Raw genomic sequence first — 19,361 nt, 5'->3', positions numbered from 1 at the left:
TGGGCAATAAGAAAATAAGAATAGTTTTGAAATGGAGGAAACCCTATGAAACAACCAAAGCTTCAAATCTTGAAAAACCAACCGCGTTCGTTCATATACGGGACGCTTGAATGCATTGATTCACAGTGGGTGTTTTTTGAACTTGATAGTGATGAAGCCTTTCGATTAGAAGATGTTATTTCTGAGTCCTTTGAAGTTGAAGTGAATGGGAACTGGGAAAAAGCACTGTGGGTGGAAGAAAATATCGTACAGTTAAATGGCGAGACGTATTTTTTAGGAGACGGAGATGAAATTAGAGTTCAAAAACAACTCTTAAAAGCATATCAGCTTCTAATTGAGGAGCTTGATGAGGCTGTTCTCATGCAGTTTACCACACAGCTAAACGCACTCGATTTTTCCCTTTATGACTGCTTGTATAGTTGTAACACGCTTTATTGCCTGCCAACTGACAAGAACCGAGAAGGAGTTAATTTTTTAATTTTTGATAACGGTGACTTTATCTGCTCGGTTCATCATATATTTGCTCGCGGAACCGTCGAAACAGACCGATTTGAATTTACGTTAAATACAGGAAAACGCTTGATGATCACCTCTCTTGTGTGAATCATCAAGCGTTTTTGTTTTTTTAACCAAGGACGACGTATCCTAAATAGAATACTAGCGCCAGGACAATGATTAAGAAAATCCAAGCTCCTACTACGCCTGTCCGCTTTTTCGTACGTACAAGCACCATTTCCATGCCCACGAACACTAAAATTCCTACAAACCCTTTCAGTAATGCCTTTCCTGCCCATCCGTACGTGGATGCTACTAAGTATAGACCTGAAAGTAAGACGAGAATGTAGAACAATCGAACAATCATATGTAGAATTTTTGCGCCTTTTCCTGCACGTCCACGTAGCATGAAGAATGTAACGAGAAACAGTACGATTAATAATGTCCATAATCCTACGTGGGATTGCAATGCCGCGTTATAATCCATATTTGTCCACTCCTTTCTAACCGTATCATATCACGAAAATGATATTGCCACCAACTTCCAATAAACCACTAGAAATTAAAACAGAAGGGCTGAATTCCCCTCTGTTTCCTCACTTACTATTATCTTTCCATAATCATCATGAAAATACCTTTAACTAAAGAAAGCATCTCATGAGGCAGTGTAATAAATGCCAATAAAGAGGATACTGAAATTATCATGAATACTAGTGAATAATTGGACAGAGTCGCTTGCGTCTTTGGTTTGTATATTCGTTTCTCCACTTATCTCATCTCCCTTTTAGAGGAAGGTGTACAGACAAAAAACCGTTATGCTCAGCCGTCGCCGAATATAACGGTTCTCTAATAGAGATGAACCATTCTTTATCCTCAAAGAGAGTTTTCGGTAACTGGCTGGCTTCGTGTACGCTGAACACTTTAGCCCCTATAGTTTTGCGTCACTAACTTTCATTAGCTTTGCCTTTTCCTTTTATGCATCCGTTTTCAATTTAGAGTTCGAATTTTCCGATATTTACATCTTACCTCATACGATTATCGTTAACTATCCACCTATTCGATCAATTTTCCATCTTCCGCAATCGGCGATCTAGGACATTTTCCCCTAATTTTGTTCTATTTCCGCTCTTTTCCACGGCTGTTTTTGTCGACGAATGAATGAACGCAGCAACCACTCAATTGGACCAAATAGATGGGTTTTCATCCACCAATTGCTCACAATCATCTGTACCCAGAAAATGAAAAATGTAATCCCTATTCCTTCAAGCGTAGAAACTTTTCCGTAAAGGCCTGCACCGTAGGAATAAAAGAGCAGTGTTGACAGCACAGACTGACCCAAATAATTCGTAAGCGATAGCTTTCCCATCGCAGCAAATGGAGACATGATTTTCTGGGCAGCCTTCTTACGCAGTATTAATAAAAGAAAACTACCGTAGAACAGTGATCCCGCTGGCCCTCCTACGCTATCATGAACATAGCGCATAACTGCGTTTTCCCCCCACTATGTATGGCAACAGCTTACCTAACAAAAAGAAACAGGCAGAAAGAAGTAATGTTCCTTTTAGAAAGAGCACGTAGTTCTCTACTTTTTGAACGACCTTTGCCTTGGCGGCAGCTGCTCCAAATAAAAAGAAAGGAAAAATCGATACAAATAAAAAAGGGGCCGAATAGACATTATTTAAATACAACCAATCTTGAAGTCTCTGATGAATGATCATTCCAAGTGTACCACTTGCATATGTCTCAAATGACTCTTTTATTATTTGTTGATAAAGACCGGTCTCTTCTGTCATATCACCAGACACTATTAACAGTGAGGCAACGATAAAAACCGGAAAAAGCCAAATAGAGAGACCACTTGTTAAAAGTCTTTTTACGGAGGCATCTTTAAAAAACCACAGCACAGCTCCACACAGCGCATAGCTAATTAATATATCTCCGTACCAAATGAGGAAGGCATGAATGCACCCGAGCAAAAAGAGACCTACTAACCTTCTTCGATACATCGAAGAAAATGAATGCCCCTGCTTGCGAGCATTTTCAAACATAATCATGAATCCAAAACCAAATAACATCGCGAATAGCGGATAAAAGCTTGCTCGTGCTACAACGTCGATGAAAAAGGAAGCAACATCACGAACGAGTGGTTGCTCTTGACTCATATATAGATGAGGCGAGTAAAAATCAGGCATATTCACGAGTAAAATGCCAAGCAATGCGAAGCCTCTTATACTATCAATGGATTTGTATCGAACTGACAATTTTTCATTTCACCTCATTATATTGATTATTTATTTTCCACACCTTTAAACGACGCTTCTTCTATTGTAAATAGAGGTCTTACAAAGAATTTCGAAAAAAAGTTTTCTCTTTTACCTATACACTAGCACTCTTACGCATAGACTCAGTTATATAGGGAGTATGAGAAGAGTTATATTACGTTAGGCATTCACCATATGTCATTCGCCTTCATAGGATAACACTAGAAAATTCATTCAGAGGGTGTTTGACTATGCCAGCAATTGTAGGAGTAATTAACATGAACAGCGTTGGTAGCGGTAGTGTATTCCATATCGGTGACGTATACAGCATCTCGCCAGTTTCTTCCGCCAAAACATTTGCTGGTGCTGGATCATTTAATACCGGAGATGGATTACGCGTCTGGAATCAACAAAGTTCAACGAATACAAATGATCAAGATGTTAATGATCAAACCATTACTGGAAACTTATAAAATGCTTTGCCATAGGAGGTGCTTTCGTTGAACTTTTACGTTAATCAAAGTATCTACATCCAGGTTCTGAAGGTTAATGCCGTGTCCAACTCATCTATTTTACAAATCGGCAGCGTGGGCGCTTTGACTGCTAACTCCAACTTATTTAATACAGGAGGATTTACAGAGCCTGCACCGAAGCCTGGAAAAAGCTCAACATTAGCTTCTGTGTCGCCAACAACTTTGCAGCCCCTTCAGGCAACACCAGGCGTCCCGTCCACTACTCTTACTCCCCCAAAACCAGAATGATCTGAAAGATGATCTTTTCAAAGGAGTGAGGTCAGGTGGACTATTTGCAACACCTTTATCAATACATCCAGCAAGTCTCAAACTACATTCAGCATCAAACCGAACGCATTCAGCAGCTTGAAGCCTCTGTACAAGAGTTACAGGATAAGGTTAAAGAAATCGACGAAAAGCCTGCGACAAAAATTGATAAAATCGAATATAAATTTGAGCAATTAAAAATTGATACATTAGATGGAACGCTAAATATCGGCTTGAACCCACTTACTCCAGATAATATGGAGGACTTTATTATTAATTCCAATACTACATCTCCAGCTGGCCAAGATTTGAACATACCGCCCGTTAACCCGACCTTATATCCAGTTGAGAACCGCTCAATTCCTTCAGAGCTTGTCGAAGAAATTCACGAGCAAATTTTAGCAGACCTTGAAGAACACGGGGAATCGGTGATTAATTCTATTTTAACAGAACGACAGTTTCAGATTGACTATTCATATTATGAATTCATTATTGAAGACATTAAAAAGCAGCTTGAACCCCGCATCATTTATCACCTTCAGCAATTAGATGCCGGAATGATTGCTGAAAACCGTGAGGCTGTAAGGGAAGACGTATTGAGTAAGCTTGTGGAAGATATTAAAAAAGGAATTAACGCCTTTTTAACCTATTTACCTGAATCATTAAAAAGTGAGGGTGGCCCTACATGAATTACACGGTCATTAACCGAGACTTGTTAGTAGGCGACATTAAAATTACGGGTGTATCATCCTCCTCGATTTTTCTTATTGGTGATGCCCATTACGTGAATTTATCGGCGACGTTTGATACACCGGCTGAATCCTTAATTATCGGACCGTATGTACCACTATCTTTAACGTAAGGATGAGTGCGTAATGAATATTTTAGGACCAAGAAGAACGTCATATGTAGATATCATGAATATAAAATCTGTTAGTTCCTGCTCACTCTTACAAGTAGGAGATTCACAAATTATTAATATGTTTACGAAGGCTTTAGCAGATCAGCGTGAGTATCCCCTCTTTTATGGAAGAGAAGGTGACTTTGAAGATTACAGCGTGTTCTCAGAGCCTATTCCACAGTTCTTACCAGGAGCTCGGGTTAATATGAACGTCATTAACGACTGCTCGGCGATTAAAGTTCATAGCATTAAAGTGCTCGGTACCTCGTTCTCCTCCCTCATTCATGTCGGATCAACCTGCGACATTTTTGGAGAGGCGCGAGTAAAACATATTCGTGAGCTCGAAAGTTCGGAGTCTAAAGATAATCCCAACATTAAGAAAGACGACGATTCTAGTTCCTCTTCAAAAGATCAGTCAAAACAAAAAGTAACGCCAGGAAACACACCTGTCCAAACAGGAGCAAGCGGCAATGTCAGTGGAACAGGTAATGCAAATGCATCCGCTCCATGATCACTTGCTCGCCATACTTCAAGATGAAAAGGATGTTTGATTATGCCTGCATTAATTGGTCCCGTTCAAATCGTCAGCGTCGGTGGAGGCGTGGTAACGTTTGGCGATACGTTTTACGTTTCCCCTAAAAGCGGCTCAAAAACAGCTGCTGGCTCTGGTTCCTTCAACACCGGAAACTTTATTAATACAAATACAGGAATTTCGGGTACGAATACACTTGATCCTGATATCAATGATCAAAATAACGTGGCAAATGCCTAACAAAAAGTCCTCCCGCTATTTGGGAGGACTTTACTTATTAATTCCATATTTATGTAGCCACTACATATGAATGACGGTAAAATGCGGGTAAAGGAACTAACAGTTAGTTTTTACAGATTCAATCTCTACAGAAAAAGGTGGCTGTTGAAATGAACATTGGTTTGATTGACATAGTAAAAATCGTTGTATTGTGTTTATTTGTCTGGATTTTCACCCTAATCAGGGGTAGTTATACCCTTTGGGATACGGCATTCATGATCATTATTGTGATCATTGCTTATTTTGCTTCTTCTTTTTTCAAACGAAGAAAATAACTTTTGTCCATTTCTGTACAAAGAAAATCCGTGGAGAAATAGAATCGTCTTCATTGTTCTATCTATGAGCTGTTTTTTACACGAATGAGTACTTAGATGAGATCGGAAAAGAAGGGAGAGGAACCTCCCTTCTTTTGACGTTTTAAAAGTCATTCATAAAATACCACAGTTAAAATTCAGTGCAATAAACCTTTTCAGCTACGCTATTTGAATACTACCTCTTGCGAAATAACAAATAAAAGAGAGGACCGAATGATCCAGCTGCTAACGTAAGCAAGGCCCATGGCCAGAAAGCGCGATTTTCTTTCTTAGCATCAAACCACATCCATATAAGGATTAATAAAGAAGCAATGAATAAATCTACAAACACTTGAATTGTAGCATAATTTGTAAATGCTGCCTTGAATATACCTAAAAAGCCATGTTGAATTACTGCTACAACGGTCAATGGTGAAAACAGCACTAGAATAGCGATAATGACTTTTTTAGATATTGGACTACCTACAGGACGATTCGTTTGTTCCATTTGACTCTTCAACATAATAAGCCCCCTTCTTTTTTAAAAAATGTAGCACTAACTACATAATTAAATGTAGCACTCGCTACATTATTAATCAAGCGAAAAAAGTGGGAATCAAAAAATAGACGCGACATTCTTCGATAGCCTGGTGTTTGCTACGCAAATAGGATGTAGCATATACTAAACAAAAAGCGAATTAAGGGTGTTTATATGAAAAAAGGAGAAAAACGAAAACAAGAATTAGTGGAGGGCATGGCTTCTTACATCTTATTAAATGGTATTCAATCAGCAAGCTTGCGTAACCTTGCAAAAGCAACCGGAACGAGCGATCGAATGCTCCTTCACTATTTTAAAGATAAGGAAGAATTATTAACGGTTGTCTTGTCTTCGATTTCACAAAAATTAATACTTATGTTGGACAATACAGAAATTGAGAAAACATCCTTTTCTAGTGTCGTTACATACCTTTATAGAATGATGAAAGAACCAGAAGTTAGTCCTTATATGAAATTATGGCTCGAATTAATTGCAATGGCTTCTAAAAAAGAAGATCCATTCTATTCGATCGCAAGAGAGATTTGTAATAGCTTTTATGAATTTTACAGAGATGTCATACAAATCGAAAATGGATTGAGTAAGGAGCAAATGACTGCGCTTGCCTTAGTCGTAGTAGAGGGTATTGCTCTTTTAGAAGCGATGGACTGTGATCATCTCATTTTAGAAGCAATTGAAGGAACGAAAAATATTAAGTAAAGTTGGTTTTACCACACGTCTCAACCATCTCAGCCATTTCGACAGCTATTAGTGTTGAAGTACAAGAACCGTTGTTAATTGCTAAAACAAGCCTATCCATGTACGAATAGGCTTGTTTTTTACATATCTTTTTAACGTCTAAATAATCATACCCTTACTTCATTTTATTTCCGCTTTCGCTCATTTGATTTTTTTATTCTCGGAACCTTTGAGGAGGGTTGTTTTCGAATCCATTTCACAAAGGACCAGATTTTAGGATCTTTCTGTAAATCTTCAATGGTGTTTAAGCGTACTGCTAGCTCCTCGTTCGTGTACAGTGCGTGAATTTGCTTATGACACGGAATACACAAATCTGCAGTCGGCTCAAACGTTCCTCCCATTTCCTTAGGAGTAAGATGATGTACCGTCGTTTCGACTTCTTCTCGTCCACAAAGCTCACATGTTCCAATGTGCTTCATTCGTTTTCCGATGTTCTTTCCCCTCCCCTTAATACTTATAAGGTTTCGATTTTCACTCGTGTTCCTCGTCCAGACGGCTCTGCTGCTTCGACAAGCAGTCGCTTCGGCAGGCGAGCCCTTAGCTCCTGTACGTGGCTAATGACGCCAATGGATAATTGCTGTGACTGAATTTTTTCAAGAGATGTAACCACATTATCAAGAAGCTCCCCATCCAGCGTACCAAACCCTTCATCAAGGAAGAAGAACTGTAGCGGATACTCGCCGCGAAGCTGAATTTGTGCGGAAAGTGAGAGTGCTAGTGCAAGCGACGTTAAGAACGTCTCGCCACCTGAAAGTGAGCTTACCGGTCGCTTAACACCGCCATTTGCATCGTCTCGCATAATAAATCCACCTTGTGAATCAATTTCGATCGCATAGCGCTGACGTGTTAACATCCCTAACCGCTTCGATGCATCACGTGTGACATTCATCAACTGCTCCTCTGCAATATACTCCACAAAGCTATTTCCTTTGAAGACGCTTTGAAGCTTTTGATATTGCTCTGACAAGTGAGCATATTCCAAGCGCTTCTCTTCTAATTCCTTAAATCGCTCATGACGATTTTCGATATCTTCTAACGCCTTTTGTGCAGCTCCCGTAGCCTTCACCGCTTCATTAACACTACTATGAAGTTCTTCCCTTAATTGCTGCGTTTGAAGCCACTTCTCTTCTGTGATCTCTTGCTCATGAAGCTTCTTGTTCACTGCATCAAGGTCATGACGAATTGTTTTTATCGTTTCCAAAAACGCTTGAATTCTTTCACTTAACCCCTTCATCACATCTTCTGATAAAAAGGCTGCCCTTACTTCTTCGGCAGAAGCAAAATAAGAGTTGCCTAAACGCTCTTCCCAGCTTTGAGAAGATGTTTGAAGATGATCGGTTGATTGTTGCAGAAGCTGTTGTTCAGCCTGTGCATCTTTTTCAATGGATTGATACACTTTTTGAAGTTGCTGAAGCATTTGATAAGAGGATTCCTCCATCTCGGTAAGCTTCGCTAGCTTTTGGCTTGTTTCTGCCCATAATACGTCTACATCGCCTGAACCAATAATGGAGCGCAGCTCACCGTTTTTCTCCTCTACTGCTTCATTCTTTGTTTTATACGAAAATGTCGTTTCAGCAAGATCCTTTTCAAGAAGCGCAACTTGGTTTGTAAGGCGCTCCGTTTTTTGCTGCTGTTCTTCCAAAAAACGAACGCTTATATTGAGCTTTTCTTTTAACTCCTGCTCTTTTTTATCACGATCGCTTATTTCTTTTTGCAGTTCGTCAACCTTTGCGAACTCCATATGTGGATAGGTCTTCTCAAATTGTTCGAGAGCAGTAAGATGCTCCTCCTGACGCTTTTTGAGCTTCTCTTTTCCTACTTCTCGGTCCTTTGCCTCGCGTTCAAGCTGAATATGCAGTCCTTGCTTCTCCTGATGAAGCTTTCGAACGTCACTTAAAAAGCGCTGGACACGATCTCGTATCTGGAGCTGATCTTGCTGTAGTGACTTAATTTCCGCTTTCATGTTCGTCATGTAGTCAAGTAAGGCCTCTTCATTTAAGCCCCGAATGGGCGCGACGTCCGCTTTTTCTAATTGTGCCTCCGAAAAACCTTCCGCGACAAGCTGTTCTGCGTAATGCTGAAGCTGTAGCTTTAAGGAAGAAAATTCTCCTGCTGCCGGTCTGAATTCGCGAAGAATTTGTTCAAGTGCTTCCTTTTGATCACCCTTTTCTTCCCCTGATGTTTCCGTTGCAAGCTGCGGATGATGAGTAGCACCACACACCGGACACGCTTCTCCTTCACTTAAGCTTTGTGCAAGCGTCAGTGCTAGATGTTTTGCTTGCTCACGCTGTTGCTGCTTTTTTATCTTTTCAACGTATTCTTCTCCTTGCTGCAGAAGTGCCTCACATTCGCGTTCCCTTTCACAAACGACTTCATAAGTTTGCTGTAGCGAACCAAACAAATCGTTTCCTTGCTCTTCACTTCTTCTCACTTGCTCTTCTTGGCTTTTCTGTCTTGATACTAAGTTCATGTAAGATGTGTCTTTTTGCTTCAACTCTTCTTCTAGCTCAGAAATGGATGATTGAATCGTGGATAAACGTTGCTTTTCACTATACGCCTTTTGCACCTGCTGACGATATTCAAATGGCACAACAATTTCATCTAGTTCTTTTTTTAGAACCTTCTGTTTTTCCGTACCTCTTACTAGTAAAGAGCGTGCCTTTTCAAGAACACCTTTCGTTTCAGCTAAATCTCCATCCTGTTTCAAACGCTTCTCATTTAATTCGCTTACTTGACTCCTCGCCTCTTCAATCGCCTGTTGTAACTTTTTCGCTTGTTGAAGCTGTTCTTTTTTCCCTAGTAGGAGAGGCTCTTGTTCTTTTTTATGTTCACGCACTTTCTCATACTGTGCCTGTGCCTGTTCATACTGTTTTTTCGCCTGCTCTAAACTCACCGTCAGCTCATGAATACGCTGTTTCGATGTGTCTACCTGTTTTTGAGTTCGCTCCATGTCTTCTAAATATGGCTTTAACTTATCAGCGGCTTCTGCATGCTTTAACGTCTCCTGCTTCCGTTCAATTTCAACCTCTTGATCAGAAAGCTTCCGAAGCTCTCCCTCTAATCCAACTTGCTCTTGGTGCCACTGCCAAAGCTGCTTTTCTTTCTCGTACAGCTTTTCCACCTCAGCAAGCTCGCCCTGACGTTTGGCTAAAAGCTTTTGGCTTCCTTCAAGCTCTTCTTTCGCCTCCTGTAAGCGTTCCTTAGAAGCTTCACCAAGACCTGCTTGTTCGGCCGTGATCTTATCCAAATCGCTCGTCACGGCTTGAACTTTTGCTCTTAGCTTCTTTGTTAGCTGATCGCCATACTGTTCAAGGTTAAATAACCGCTGTAGCATTTGGCGGCGCTCAGCTCCTTTTAGCGAAAGAAACTCAGCAAATTTACCTTGTGGAAGCACAACTGCTCGTGTAAAATCATCGATCGTAAGTCCTAATAAATCCTGTACATGCTGATTAACCTCGTTTGTTTTATCGGCTAATACAAACTGCTCCTCACCGACTTCAACAATACGACTTGTAGCAGATTTGACGCGAAGTTCATCGGAGCGTTTAAAGCTTCGTTCTACTTTATATCGCTTTTTGTTCGCCGCATTTTCAAGCTCAAACGTAAACGACACCTTCAATTCATTTTCTGCGTGATTTAAAATTCCTTGGGTGTTATTTGAAGCACGTTCTACCTTCCCATACAGCGCAAGGGTCATCGCATCTAAAATCGATGACTTCCCACTCCCCGTCGTCCCAAAAATTCCGAACACGCCGCCGTTACACAAATCTTCAAAATCAATAATCTGCTTTTCTCGGAAGCTATGAAGCCCCGCGATGGATAACGAAATTGGTTTCATGCTTCAACCTCCTCTGTCTCTTCGTCCTCAACTAATGATAAAAATAGCTTCGTTAATTCATCACCAGGCTGTGCTCCTCCTGTTTGGCGCTCATAAAATCGGCGGAAAAGCTCTGGAATTGGCAAATCCTTTTGCGAAGAGCGCTCCTCTGTTTCTTCTGTTTGTTCAAACACTGGGCGAATATGAATAAATCCTTCATGAAGCTTTCGAAGACGATAAATCTCCTCTAAAGAAAGCATGTCCGTTAAGTGAATTTCGAGATCAATAAAAGCCTGAGAATCCTTCCCTTCATCAATCCACTGATGAACTTCCGCTAACCCGTTTTTCGCTTTCCAGCGTACAAGAGGCTTCCCACTTGATAAATACACTTCTGATAGCTGAACAGGCTGATTAGGCTGTGCATCGATGATTGTAACCGATTTTGTGTAGCCTGATTCTGAAAAGCTGTACGCTAATGGCGAGCCTGAATAGCGCGAAGGAGTTAAGGCTCGCTTAACATCTTGCGGACGATGAAGGTGACCAAGTGCTACGTACTGCGCTTCCTTAGGAAGTGAAGTTGCTGCAACCGTATAAGCACCCCCAACCTCAATTGGACGCTCCGAATCGCTCGCACTGCCTCCCGCTACGTGAATATGACTCATTGCCATATTCACAGCATCACTTGAAAACTGCTCGCTCATCTTTGCAAACATACCGGCAATGCGCTGATCATACGAATTACGTAGCGCGAGCTCATCATTTTCCTCTGATAATACTTCTTTTAATCGTGATTCCGACGGATACGGAAGCGCCGCTACTTTTAATATTTCTTGCGTAGACGGGATATGAATGGATTGAACATCGAGAGTTGGTAGTCCAAGTAACGTAATTCCTTGTGTAAAGGCTAGTGGATTCGCTGCTGACAGACGCTCTGGATTATCATGATTTCCCGCAATCACGACAATCGGACGTTTCCCACCGTTTGATAAACGAGAAATCCCTTCGTAAAACAGCTGCTCTGCCGCTGCTGGAGGATTAACTGTATCGAATGCATCTCCTGCCATTAAAATGGCATCGATCTGTTCACGCTCGACGATCTCCACTAATTCATCCAAAAATTGTGCTTGTTCTAATAATCTGCTTCTTCCTTCTAACGTGCGACCTAGATGCCAATCGGCTGTATGTAAAAGCCTCATCGTGAATTCCCCCTTTAATCTGTATGAAAGAGGTGACCTTACGTAAAGTCACCTCGTCACTGTTTTTATAAATAAAGCTCATAGCCACCGTCTAGGAAATAGAGGCATCGCTCAATGCTTTCTTGTTTTAAAATGCGCTCAATCGCCTTCGAATACGTATCAATTTGGAACTGATAACGCTCTTGAAGGACAGGTTTGGCCTCGTTGAAATCACCGTTGAAACGCTCTGAAATATTGTCTGTTTTGAAGTCTACTAGCACAAAGCCCTTTTCATCACGGAACAAGCAGTCAATTACACCTTGAATTAACACGGTCTCTTCTGTGTCGCCCTGCCAATCTGGATAAATTTCTTCTGCCTTTAACCCTAAGCGAAATGGCAGTTCACGCTTCACATAAGGAGCTTGACGTAGTCGAGAGCCAATCTCACTTTCGAGGAAACGCACGACATTTTGGATATTTACACCTTCTGCTTGATCCGCTGTTAGAATTTCCTTTGTAATTAACGAGCTGACGAGTTCACGCACCGATTCCTCTGATACATCTGCCTTCAAGTCAATATGCTGAAGGACAAGATGAGTAATCGTCCCTTTTTCAGCCGGCGTGAGCGTCTTCTCTTGCATAAACGACGGACGATCCGCTACAGGACCTTGAAACTTTCGAACAAAGCGTTCATCGCTCGTCCCATCCTGTAGCTGCTGATGCTTAAGCTCAGAAACAGATTGCTTCGCATAGTGATTTGCTGCCTCTTTGTGCGAATAGGTCCAGTTCATTCGCTCATGTATTTCTGTTTCAAAAGAAGACGTGATGTCAACCTTTTCTCCTTTTTCTACAGCTTCTAAAAGTGCTTCATGCTGAAGCTGCTCTGCCTGAAGATTTTCTTCTAGCTCCTGAGCATGAAGTAGATGAATGCTCCACTTTGATGAATCGTTGTATATCGGTGATGTTGTCACGATTGATGAACGCTCACCTGCCAAGTGCTCGATGCTCGGATGGCGGATAAGCGATGGCCCTACCCAATCTAAATAAGACTTTGCTCCGGATCGGAGATGTGCAGGCAGTACCCATTTTGACGATGCACTAGCTGCTTCCCATTTAGTTACTGATTTTTCAATATCATTGACTGTTCCAACAAGAATAAGCTTTTCCTTCGCACGCGTTAGCGCAACGTATAGAACACGCATCTCTTCAGCCATGCTTTCATTTTTCATTTTACGCTTAATGGTTTGTTGAAGAAGCGTCGGATAGCTAATTCGTAGCTTGGCATTAATCAGCTTCGATCCAAAACCTAATTCTTTATCTAGCAAGTAATTTTTATTTAAATCCATCATATTAAATTGCTTTGATAGACCTGCTACGAATACGATGGGAAACTCAAGCCCCTTACTGCTATGAATCGTCATCAATCGTACGACGTCTTCTTGTTCACCAAGCGCTCTTGCTGCACCTAAATCGTCACCGCGCTCTTGCATTCGCTCAATAAAACGTAAAAAGCGGAACAATCCTCTAAACGAGGTGGCTTCATATTGTCTGGCACGATCATGAAGCGCTCGCAGGTTGGCTTGACGCTGCTTTCCACCTGGGAGACCTCCTACAAAATCATAAAACCCTGTGTCACGATAGACTTGCCAGATGAGCGATGACAGCGAATCCTGTCTTGCGCGTGTACGCCATGTTTGAAGCTGCTGATAAAAAAGATTTACCTTTTCTTCTAGCTCTGCCTGCTCAGCGGAATCGGCCTGGCGCTGGAAATCTTGCATCGCCTCATAAAACAATCCTTTTTTATTCGCAATACGAATGGTCGCGAGATCTTCCTCTGAAAGCCCCACAATTGGTGAGCGAAGAATGGCGGCAAGTGGAATATCTTGATACGGATTATCGATTACGCGAAGCAATGACAGCATAATGGATACTTCAGTCGCATCAAAATAACCGGTTGAAAGGTTCGCATAAATGGGAACTCCTTCTTCCTTAAATTCTTCCATAATCTGCGGAGCCCATGGCATAGAGCGAAGTAAAATAACAAAATCTCGATACGTAACGCTTCTTGTTGTATCAAGCTTGCGATCATAAATTTGAAAACGCTCTTGAACCATTTTTTTAATTCGACGTGCCATATAGCGAGCCTCAAGCTGAGATGTTTCAAGCTCTGCTTCAGAGAAAACACCCTCATCAGGTGACTCTTCATCAGATACGCCTTTTTTATCTTTCGTAATAAGCGCAAGCTCTGTCTCCATGCCTTCTACAGAAGGATAAGAGGCTCCAAGCTTGAGCGCAGCATCATCATCATAAGAAATTTCCCCAACTTCCTCGTCCATCACCTGATTAAAAATAAAGTTTGTCGCATCAAGGACCTGCGAACGGCTTCGGAAGTTTTTATTTAAATCAATTTTCATTCCGCCTTGACGACCTTCATGGGTGAATCGTTTGTATTTGCTGAGAAATAAAAACGGTTCTGCTAAGCGGAAACGATAGATCGATTGCTTCACGTCCCCTACCATGAATAAGTTCCCTTCGTGCTCGTTATCTTTTGTAACAAGAGAAATGAGGGATTCTTGTACCATATTTGTGTCTTGGTATTCATCTACTAGCACTTCTTTAAACTGCTGGCGATATTTTTTTCCAATAGCAGAAGGAAGTAGCTGACCATCTTCGGTTTCTTCCCGTAAAATGAGCAAACAGTAGTGCTCTAAATCAGAAAAATCCACCAAGCCTTTTTCTCGTTTGACCGCATCGTAGCGTTCTGCAAAACTATTTACAAGCTCGACCAGTTTCTCCACAACAGGCTTCATATTAGAAAAGTCGCTCATATAGGCATGGACAGGTCTCGCAAACAATTCGCTTTGAAGTTTTTCGAGAGACTCCTTCCCTTTTTTACGTAAATCGCCCGCCTGTTCAACAAGCCCTGCGTCATATTCTCCTTTTTTACACGCCTTTAGACGAGAAAAAGCGAGTGTTTGCATTTCTTCATGTAGCTCTGTAAACGATCGTTCACTTGCTGATCGTAAGCGATCAATTTGAGCTAAGTCCTCTTCAAAGTTTACCGCTCGTGGCGCAGGCCCTTCAGGAAGCTTCGTAAGATTCATTCCCTCTTCTAAAAGTGCTCGAATCCCTTTTAATTGCGAAGACACTTCTTTTAATAAAAATGGAATGAATGGCAGCGAATCGATCACCGTATCTTCTTCAACATCATACTGATTGATAAGCTGTGACAGCCACTGTTTTGGAAACGGGTTGGAGCGCGAGAATTCATATAAATGACGAACAATCACTTGAATATCCGCATCGCTTCGATCATTTGTATAGCGGTCAATAAGATCAAAAAAGACGCTATTCTCCTTAATGCTGTACTCTTCCTCAAAAAGTTCCTCTAGTACTTCTTCACGAATCAGCTCCGCCTCTGCATCATCTGCAATACGAAAGCCTGGATCAATGTCGATGGCATAGTAATATTTTCGAATCACGTCTAGGCAAAACGAGTGAAGAGTTGAAATAGACGCTCGGTTTAGCAGACTTAGCTGGCGACGTAAATGTAGAGATGATGGATTGCTTTTTAACTGCTTTTCAAGCGCTTCTCCAATACGCGTACGCATTTCAGCAGCTGAGGCATTTGTGAACGTAACAATTAAAAGTCGATCCACATCTAACGCATCTTGCTCAGAGATTACTTTTGTAATAATTCGTTCAACAAGTACTGCCGTTTTCCCTGAACCTGCCGCTGCCGCAACAAGAATATCCTGTCCTGAAGACGCAATGGCTTTCCACTGATCATCTGTCCATTGACTATTGGCTGGTTTCGTCATAAGATCATTAGTCAATTTTGTAGCCCTCCTCTCGAATTTTGTCTAGTATCGTTGCACTCTTTTCAACGGGCAGCACACGGTGCTCATTTTCCTCCATCGCCTGATCGAACTGACAAACAGATCGATAGGAACAAAATTCACACGGCGTACGATCTTTTAGTTTATAAGGTGCAATATCGACCACACCGTCTGTAATGTTTGTGCCGATTTCTTGGAATTTGTTACGCATATATCCACGCAAATAGCTAAATTCTTCTTGGCTTGCAACAGATGAATTTGAATAAAATTCGCCCGAGCCTTTTATTCCAGCCGAAACAATCTTCGAATGACCGCTCTCAAGCGATTGGTCCATAAGTCGAACGGACTCTTCATCTCCTAATAAAAGACCTTTCATCTTAAATTTTTTAAATAGCTCTTCTTCAATTTGATCAATTGTCATCGACTTTGAACTATTAATCATTGGATTATGAACGTGGAAGTATAAAACTCCTGCCGGAAGCGCTCCATGTCCGTTTTCTACGAGCTTTTCTGCATACGTAACGACCACATCTAAATAAGCAAGCATTTGGAGCGCTAAACCGTAATAGACCTCGACTAGGTTTAGTACCTTATCGCTGGACTTATAGTCAATAATCCGTAAAAGCAGACCTTTTGAGCTTTCTGCTTTATCGACGCGGTCAATACGACCGATAAGCTCCATCGTTTGCCCGTTTGGAAGCTCAAACTGAATGGACGGAAGATCACCATCTGGACCAAAGGCCATTTCTAAGCCGATTGGTTCAAATCCACTCGCTTTTGCATGCTCACTTAAAATCATCGATGCTCTTTCAATGATTTGTTGTAGCTTATGCTTCAGATAGTGATGGCGATTTGAGCTTAGCAAGATTTCATTTTGCAAACGTGGTGCTAGCTCATTCACAGCATTTAACGAGAGCGTTTGGCAATCTTTTTTCGTCAACTGACGCCAGTCCTTTTGATCACTGCGAAGCTGTTCGGAAATCATTTTTAGCGCTGCATGGAACAATTCACCGATATCAGGCGCCGCAAGCTTAAACGCTTTTCGTTCTTTTAACCGCAATCCATGTGAAGCAAAATGGGAGAACGGACACGCTTGATATTTCTCCATGCGTGATACGCTTGCCTGAATATGCTTTCCGTACAAGTGATAGCTTGTCTCTTTTGTAAGTCGCTTTGCTTCATTTTTGTAAAACAACGCGCTCAGTACGCGATGGCTATACAGCTTCCACATTTGATCTTTTTCCATCAAGTGGTTATACGCACTCCACCAAATATCGCTCATAGGGTACTGTCGTTTCCACGCCTGCATTTGCCCTGCAAGATACGAAAGGGTTGTTCGTGGATTCGAGACGAAATGAATTTGCTCATCATCAGGTACATTACCTGGGTCCTGTACAAGGAATGTTTCCTTCACGACTGGAAACATTTCTTTGATTCGGTTAACATACATAGACGCCAGCATCGTTTTTCCTTCTTCATTTGCAAGCGGATAACTGATGCACAAGCGTTCAGATGGACTCGATGTAGCTAAATAAATAAGAAACTGCTCTTCAAACAGTCGCTTTCTCGTTCCTGCTGCCAGCTGGACTCCAGAATCTAGAAGTTGCTCCCTTTCTTGATCCGAAAGCACACCGTCACCTTGTGGCTTAGCCGGGAATACCCCTTCATTAAAGCCCACGATAAACGTCATTTTAATGTCTGGCAAACGAGACCGCTCCACGTTCGCAATGAGCACTTGATCCATCGCTGGTGGAACGAGGGCAAACTCCATGCTCTCAAGCCCTGCTTCCATAATGTCAGCAAATAACGTAAGGGAAATCTTTTCATCCCCCATCATTTCAACAAACTGATCCATCAGCTCCAGAACAGATTCCCACGCCTGATCGTGCTCTTTTGCAAGGCGCAGATCGCCGTTTTCAGCAGCCGCTTCCTGTAGACGTTGCATTTTCTTCGGGATCTTCAGCTCGGTTAAATAGTTGAATAGAGCTTCTGTCAGTTCACGTCCCGTTTTTGCTTTTTTAAAACGTTTTTGTAGCGTATGAATAGGCGTCACAATGAGCTCACGCAATTCGTTTATTTTATCTTCAAAACGAAGCTCCTGTTCTGTCTGTGGAACATCCATATCCTCAAGTGATCGATAACGGCGATACGTCCAACGCTCTGAACTCGTCCATCGCTTCCCGTTAATTCCGTAAGCAAGCACATAATTCTCAAACACATCCATTTCCTCACGGAGCTTTTGATAATTCGCTTTTACCGGAAATAATAAGTCTGTCTTTACCGCTCTAAAAATTGTCTCATAGCGCCATGACCCTCGTGCTACTTCCAAGGAGGAGCGAATAAGCTCAACTAGTGGATGATGAAACATCGCTTTCTTTTGATCAATAAAGTAAGGAATCTCGTAATCTTTAAACACGACGTCAAATAAATCTTGATAGTCAGATGTGTTACGTACCATGATCGCAATATCACGGTAGCGATAGTTGTTTTCACGAACAAACGTCTGTATTTTTCTCGCAATCCCCTCAACCTCTGCTCGGCGATTAGCAGCAGGAAGCAACTCGATATCCTCGGTTTCACCTTGGAAAGAACCAATGGCACGATCATCGAAAAATCGTTCTAAATAATGCAGTCCTTCATGTTCACTGTAGCGTCGAGATTCTTCCAATACATGAGCACCTTTGACCTCAACACCATGCTCCATTGCCACTTGATGAAGCTGATGATAGGTTTGCGCCGTTACATGAAATAGATCTAACTCATTAATAAATGGCTGATCATACACGCGATCACCCGTTAATGAAATAAAAACATCCTTAGACGTTTTCATTAGTTGACCCACCACTTCTATTTCTTGTGGCGTAAACATATGGAATCCATCAATATACACGGTGGCCTCTCTTAAATACGATGATTCAGGAATCTTTTCAGCCAACAAACGAAGCTGATCCTCTGTTCCGACATACTTATCAGCAAGCTGCGTGTCAAGATCTCCATAAATAACAGACAAATCTTGAAGCTTATCAGCAAGTACCTTGTCACCATCGTCTGCGAGCTGCTGAATTTGATCGCTTAGCATCTCATCTGAAACGCAGTAGCGCTTGAATTCCGTCACCATTTGTTCCAAGTGAGTTAAAAATCCTGGCTTTTCAGCTGCTTTACTAAAAACGCGTAGCTCTTCTTTCCGCTTCTCCAAAATTTTACGAAGCATCATTTTCATTCCCGTCTGGGTGATGTGCTGGCGGCTGAAACCTCCTACCTCCTGTAAAATTCGTGGCGTCAACGTACGAAAGCTAAATACATGCGCGCGAATCATTCCCGCAAGGTCTTCGTCGCGAACAAACTCATATTCAAGCTGGTGCGTCATTTGTTCAGGCGCTATATAAATCAACGGATCACCGAACGGATCTTCTTTGGACTGCTTACGAATGTCATCCATGAACAGGTGTGTTTTCCCGCTTCCTGAGCGACCAATTAAAAACTGAACGGCCATTTTGTCCCCTCCCAACTTATTTTTCTCTCTATTTTAAACAAAAAGCTCCACCAAAAATGGTTGATCTTATTACTGGTACGATTTTTTCAATTCGGCAAATGAAGCGGCATCAAACGCTTCGAATCTTAACGAGCGTTTGAGCCGCTTCTCTTAGTTCTATTTTACTGTAGTTGATGATGAATTTCCAATGTACACATTTTCCT

The 19,361-nt window shown here is 41.7% G+C and carries 17 protein-coding genes and 1 riboswitch; of the genes, 8 read left to right on the top strand and 9 right to left on the bottom strand.

The genetic code is table 11. From position 1 onward, the window contains the following. Window positions 1-45 precede the first annotated feature (45 nt). Window positions 46-603 (top strand): DUF2777 family protein, encoded by a 558-nt coding sequence (locus IE339_RS03580; RefSeq protein ID WP_242173606.1) that lies wholly within the window; start codon window positions 46-48, stop codon window positions 601-603. Between the two features lie 22 nt (window positions 604-625). On the opposite strand, the gene IE339_RS03575 is transcribed toward IE339_RS03580, so the two are convergent. The 3 genes from IE339_RS03575 to IE339_RS03565 form a co-directional block, all read right to left on the bottom strand. Then, a complete protein-coding gene (locus IE339_RS03575) occupies window positions 626-982 on the bottom strand; it encodes a DUF1516 family protein (protein ID WP_242173604.1) in 357 nt (118 codons plus the stop codon). A gap of 398 nt (window positions 983-1,380) precedes the next feature. Further along, a riboswitch (cyclic di-GMP riboswitch) is annotated at window positions 1,381-1,470 on the bottom strand. A 130-nt stretch (window positions 1,471-1,600) separates the two neighbouring features. Next, window positions 1,601-1,978 carry a DUF418 domain-containing protein gene (locus tag IE339_RS03570; protein WP_242173602.1) on the bottom strand — a complete coding sequence of 126 codons (378 nt, stop codon included), beginning with the start codon at window positions 1,976-1,978 and terminating at the stop codon, window positions 1,601-1,603. Beyond that, window positions 1,962-2,756 carry a DUF418 domain-containing protein gene (locus IE339_RS03565; protein WP_242173600.1) on the bottom strand — a complete coding sequence of 265 codons (795 nt, stop codon included), beginning with the start codon at window positions 2,754-2,756 and terminating at the stop codon, window positions 1,962-1,964. Before IE339_RS03565 ends, IE339_RS03570 begins: the two co-directional genes overlap by 17 nt. A 251-nt stretch (window positions 2,757-3,007) precedes the next feature. Between IE339_RS03565 and IE339_RS03560 the strand changes: the two genes are divergently transcribed. The 6 genes from IE339_RS03560 to IE339_RS03535 are packed head-to-tail and all read left to right on the top strand — an operon-like array spanning window position 3,008 to window position 5,208. Continuing rightward, the gene (locus IE339_RS03560; protein WP_053399403.1) at window positions 3,008-3,229 is read left to right on the top strand and encodes a spore germination protein; all 222 of its coding nucleotides are present in this window, start codon (window positions 3,008-3,010) and stop codon (window positions 3,227-3,229) included. A 27-nt stretch (window positions 3,230-3,256) separates the two neighbouring features. After that, entirely contained in the window at window positions 3,257-3,517 is a 261-nt protein-coding gene (locus IE339_RS03555) for a spore germination protein GerPB (protein WP_053399402.1), read from the top strand. Between the two features lie 35 nt (window positions 3,518-3,552). Continuing rightward, window positions 3,553-4,224, top strand: a complete 672-nt coding sequence (gene gerPC / locus IE339_RS03550; RefSeq protein ID WP_242173598.1) for a spore germination protein GerPC — start codon at window positions 3,553-3,555, stop codon at window positions 4,222-4,224. Continuing rightward, window positions 4,221-4,397 (top strand): spore gernimation protein GerPD, encoded by a 177-nt coding sequence (locus tag IE339_RS03545; RefSeq protein ID WP_053399400.1) that lies wholly within the window; start codon window positions 4,221-4,223, stop codon window positions 4,395-4,397. Before gerPC ends, IE339_RS03545 begins: the two co-directional genes overlap by 4 nt. 13 nt (window positions 4,398-4,410) lie before the next feature. After that, window positions 4,411-4,947: a spore germination protein GerPE gene (locus tag IE339_RS03540; RefSeq protein WP_242173596.1), complete on the top strand. Its 537-nt coding sequence runs from the start codon at window positions 4,411-4,413 to the stop codon at window positions 4,945-4,947. Between the two features lie 42 nt (window positions 4,948-4,989). Further along, on the top strand, window positions 4,990-5,208 hold the full coding sequence (locus tag IE339_RS03535; protein WP_053399399.1) for a spore germination protein: 219 nt from the start codon (window positions 4,990-4,992) through the stop codon (window positions 5,206-5,208). Between the two features lie 528 nt (window positions 5,209-5,736). Here IE339_RS03535 and IE339_RS03530 read toward each other — a convergent pair. Continuing rightward, window positions 5,737-6,063 (bottom strand): DUF2834 domain-containing protein, encoded by a 327-nt coding sequence (locus tag IE339_RS03530; RefSeq protein ID WP_242173594.1) that lies wholly within the window; start codon window positions 6,061-6,063, stop codon window positions 5,737-5,739. A 189-nt stretch (window positions 6,064-6,252) separates the two neighbouring features. Between IE339_RS03530 and IE339_RS03525 the strand changes: the two genes are divergently transcribed. Further along, window positions 6,253-6,795 carry a TetR/AcrR family transcriptional regulator gene (locus IE339_RS03525; protein WP_242173592.1) on the top strand — a complete coding sequence of 181 codons (543 nt, stop codon included), beginning with the start codon at window positions 6,253-6,255 and terminating at the stop codon, window positions 6,793-6,795. 164 nt (window positions 6,796-6,959) lie between these two features. Here the strand turns inward: IE339_RS03525 and IE339_RS03520 are convergent, their stop codons facing one another. The 5 genes from IE339_RS03520 to addB all read right to left on the bottom strand — a co-directional run bounded on the left by IE339_RS03520 (window position 6,960) and on the right by addB (window position 19,158). Then, on the bottom strand, window positions 6,960-7,253 hold the full coding sequence (locus IE339_RS03520; protein ID WP_242173590.1) for an HNH endonuclease: 294 nt from the start codon (window positions 7,251-7,253) through the stop codon (window positions 6,960-6,962). A 35-nt stretch (window positions 7,254-7,288) separates the two neighbouring features. Further along, window positions 7,289-10,672: an SbcC/MukB-like Walker B domain-containing protein gene (locus tag IE339_RS03515; RefSeq protein ID WP_242173588.1), complete on the bottom strand. Its 3,384-nt coding sequence runs from the start codon at window positions 10,670-10,672 to the stop codon at window positions 7,289-7,291. Then, on the bottom strand, window positions 10,669-11,847 hold the full coding sequence (locus IE339_RS03510) for an exonuclease SbcCD subunit D (RefSeq protein WP_242173587.1): 1,179 nt from the start codon (window positions 11,845-11,847) through the stop codon (window positions 10,669-10,671). Before IE339_RS03510 ends, IE339_RS03515 begins: the two co-directional genes overlap by 4 nt. Window positions 11,848-11,912: 65 nt before the next feature. Next, entirely contained in the window at window positions 11,913-15,662 is a 3,750-nt protein-coding gene (gene addA, locus IE339_RS03505; RefSeq protein WP_242173585.1) for a helicase-exonuclease AddAB subunit AddA, read from the bottom strand. Beyond that, window positions 15,655-19,158 carry a helicase-exonuclease AddAB subunit AddB gene (gene addB, locus IE339_RS03500; protein ID WP_242173583.1) on the bottom strand — a complete coding sequence of 1,168 codons (3,504 nt, stop codon included), beginning with the start codon at window positions 19,156-19,158 and terminating at the stop codon, window positions 15,655-15,657. The genes addA and addB overlap by 8 nt, the downstream gene beginning before the upstream one ends. Window positions 19,159-19,361 lie beyond the last annotated feature (203 nt).

This window comes from Priestia koreensis (genome assembly GCF_022646885.1).
Taxonomy (GTDB): Bacteria; Bacillota; Bacilli; order Bacillales; family Bacillaceae_H; genus Bacillus_AG; species Bacillus_AG koreensis_A.
The sequence above is the reverse complement of the archived record's forward strand: the minus strand, read 5'-3'. Positions and strand labels throughout refer to the sequence as shown.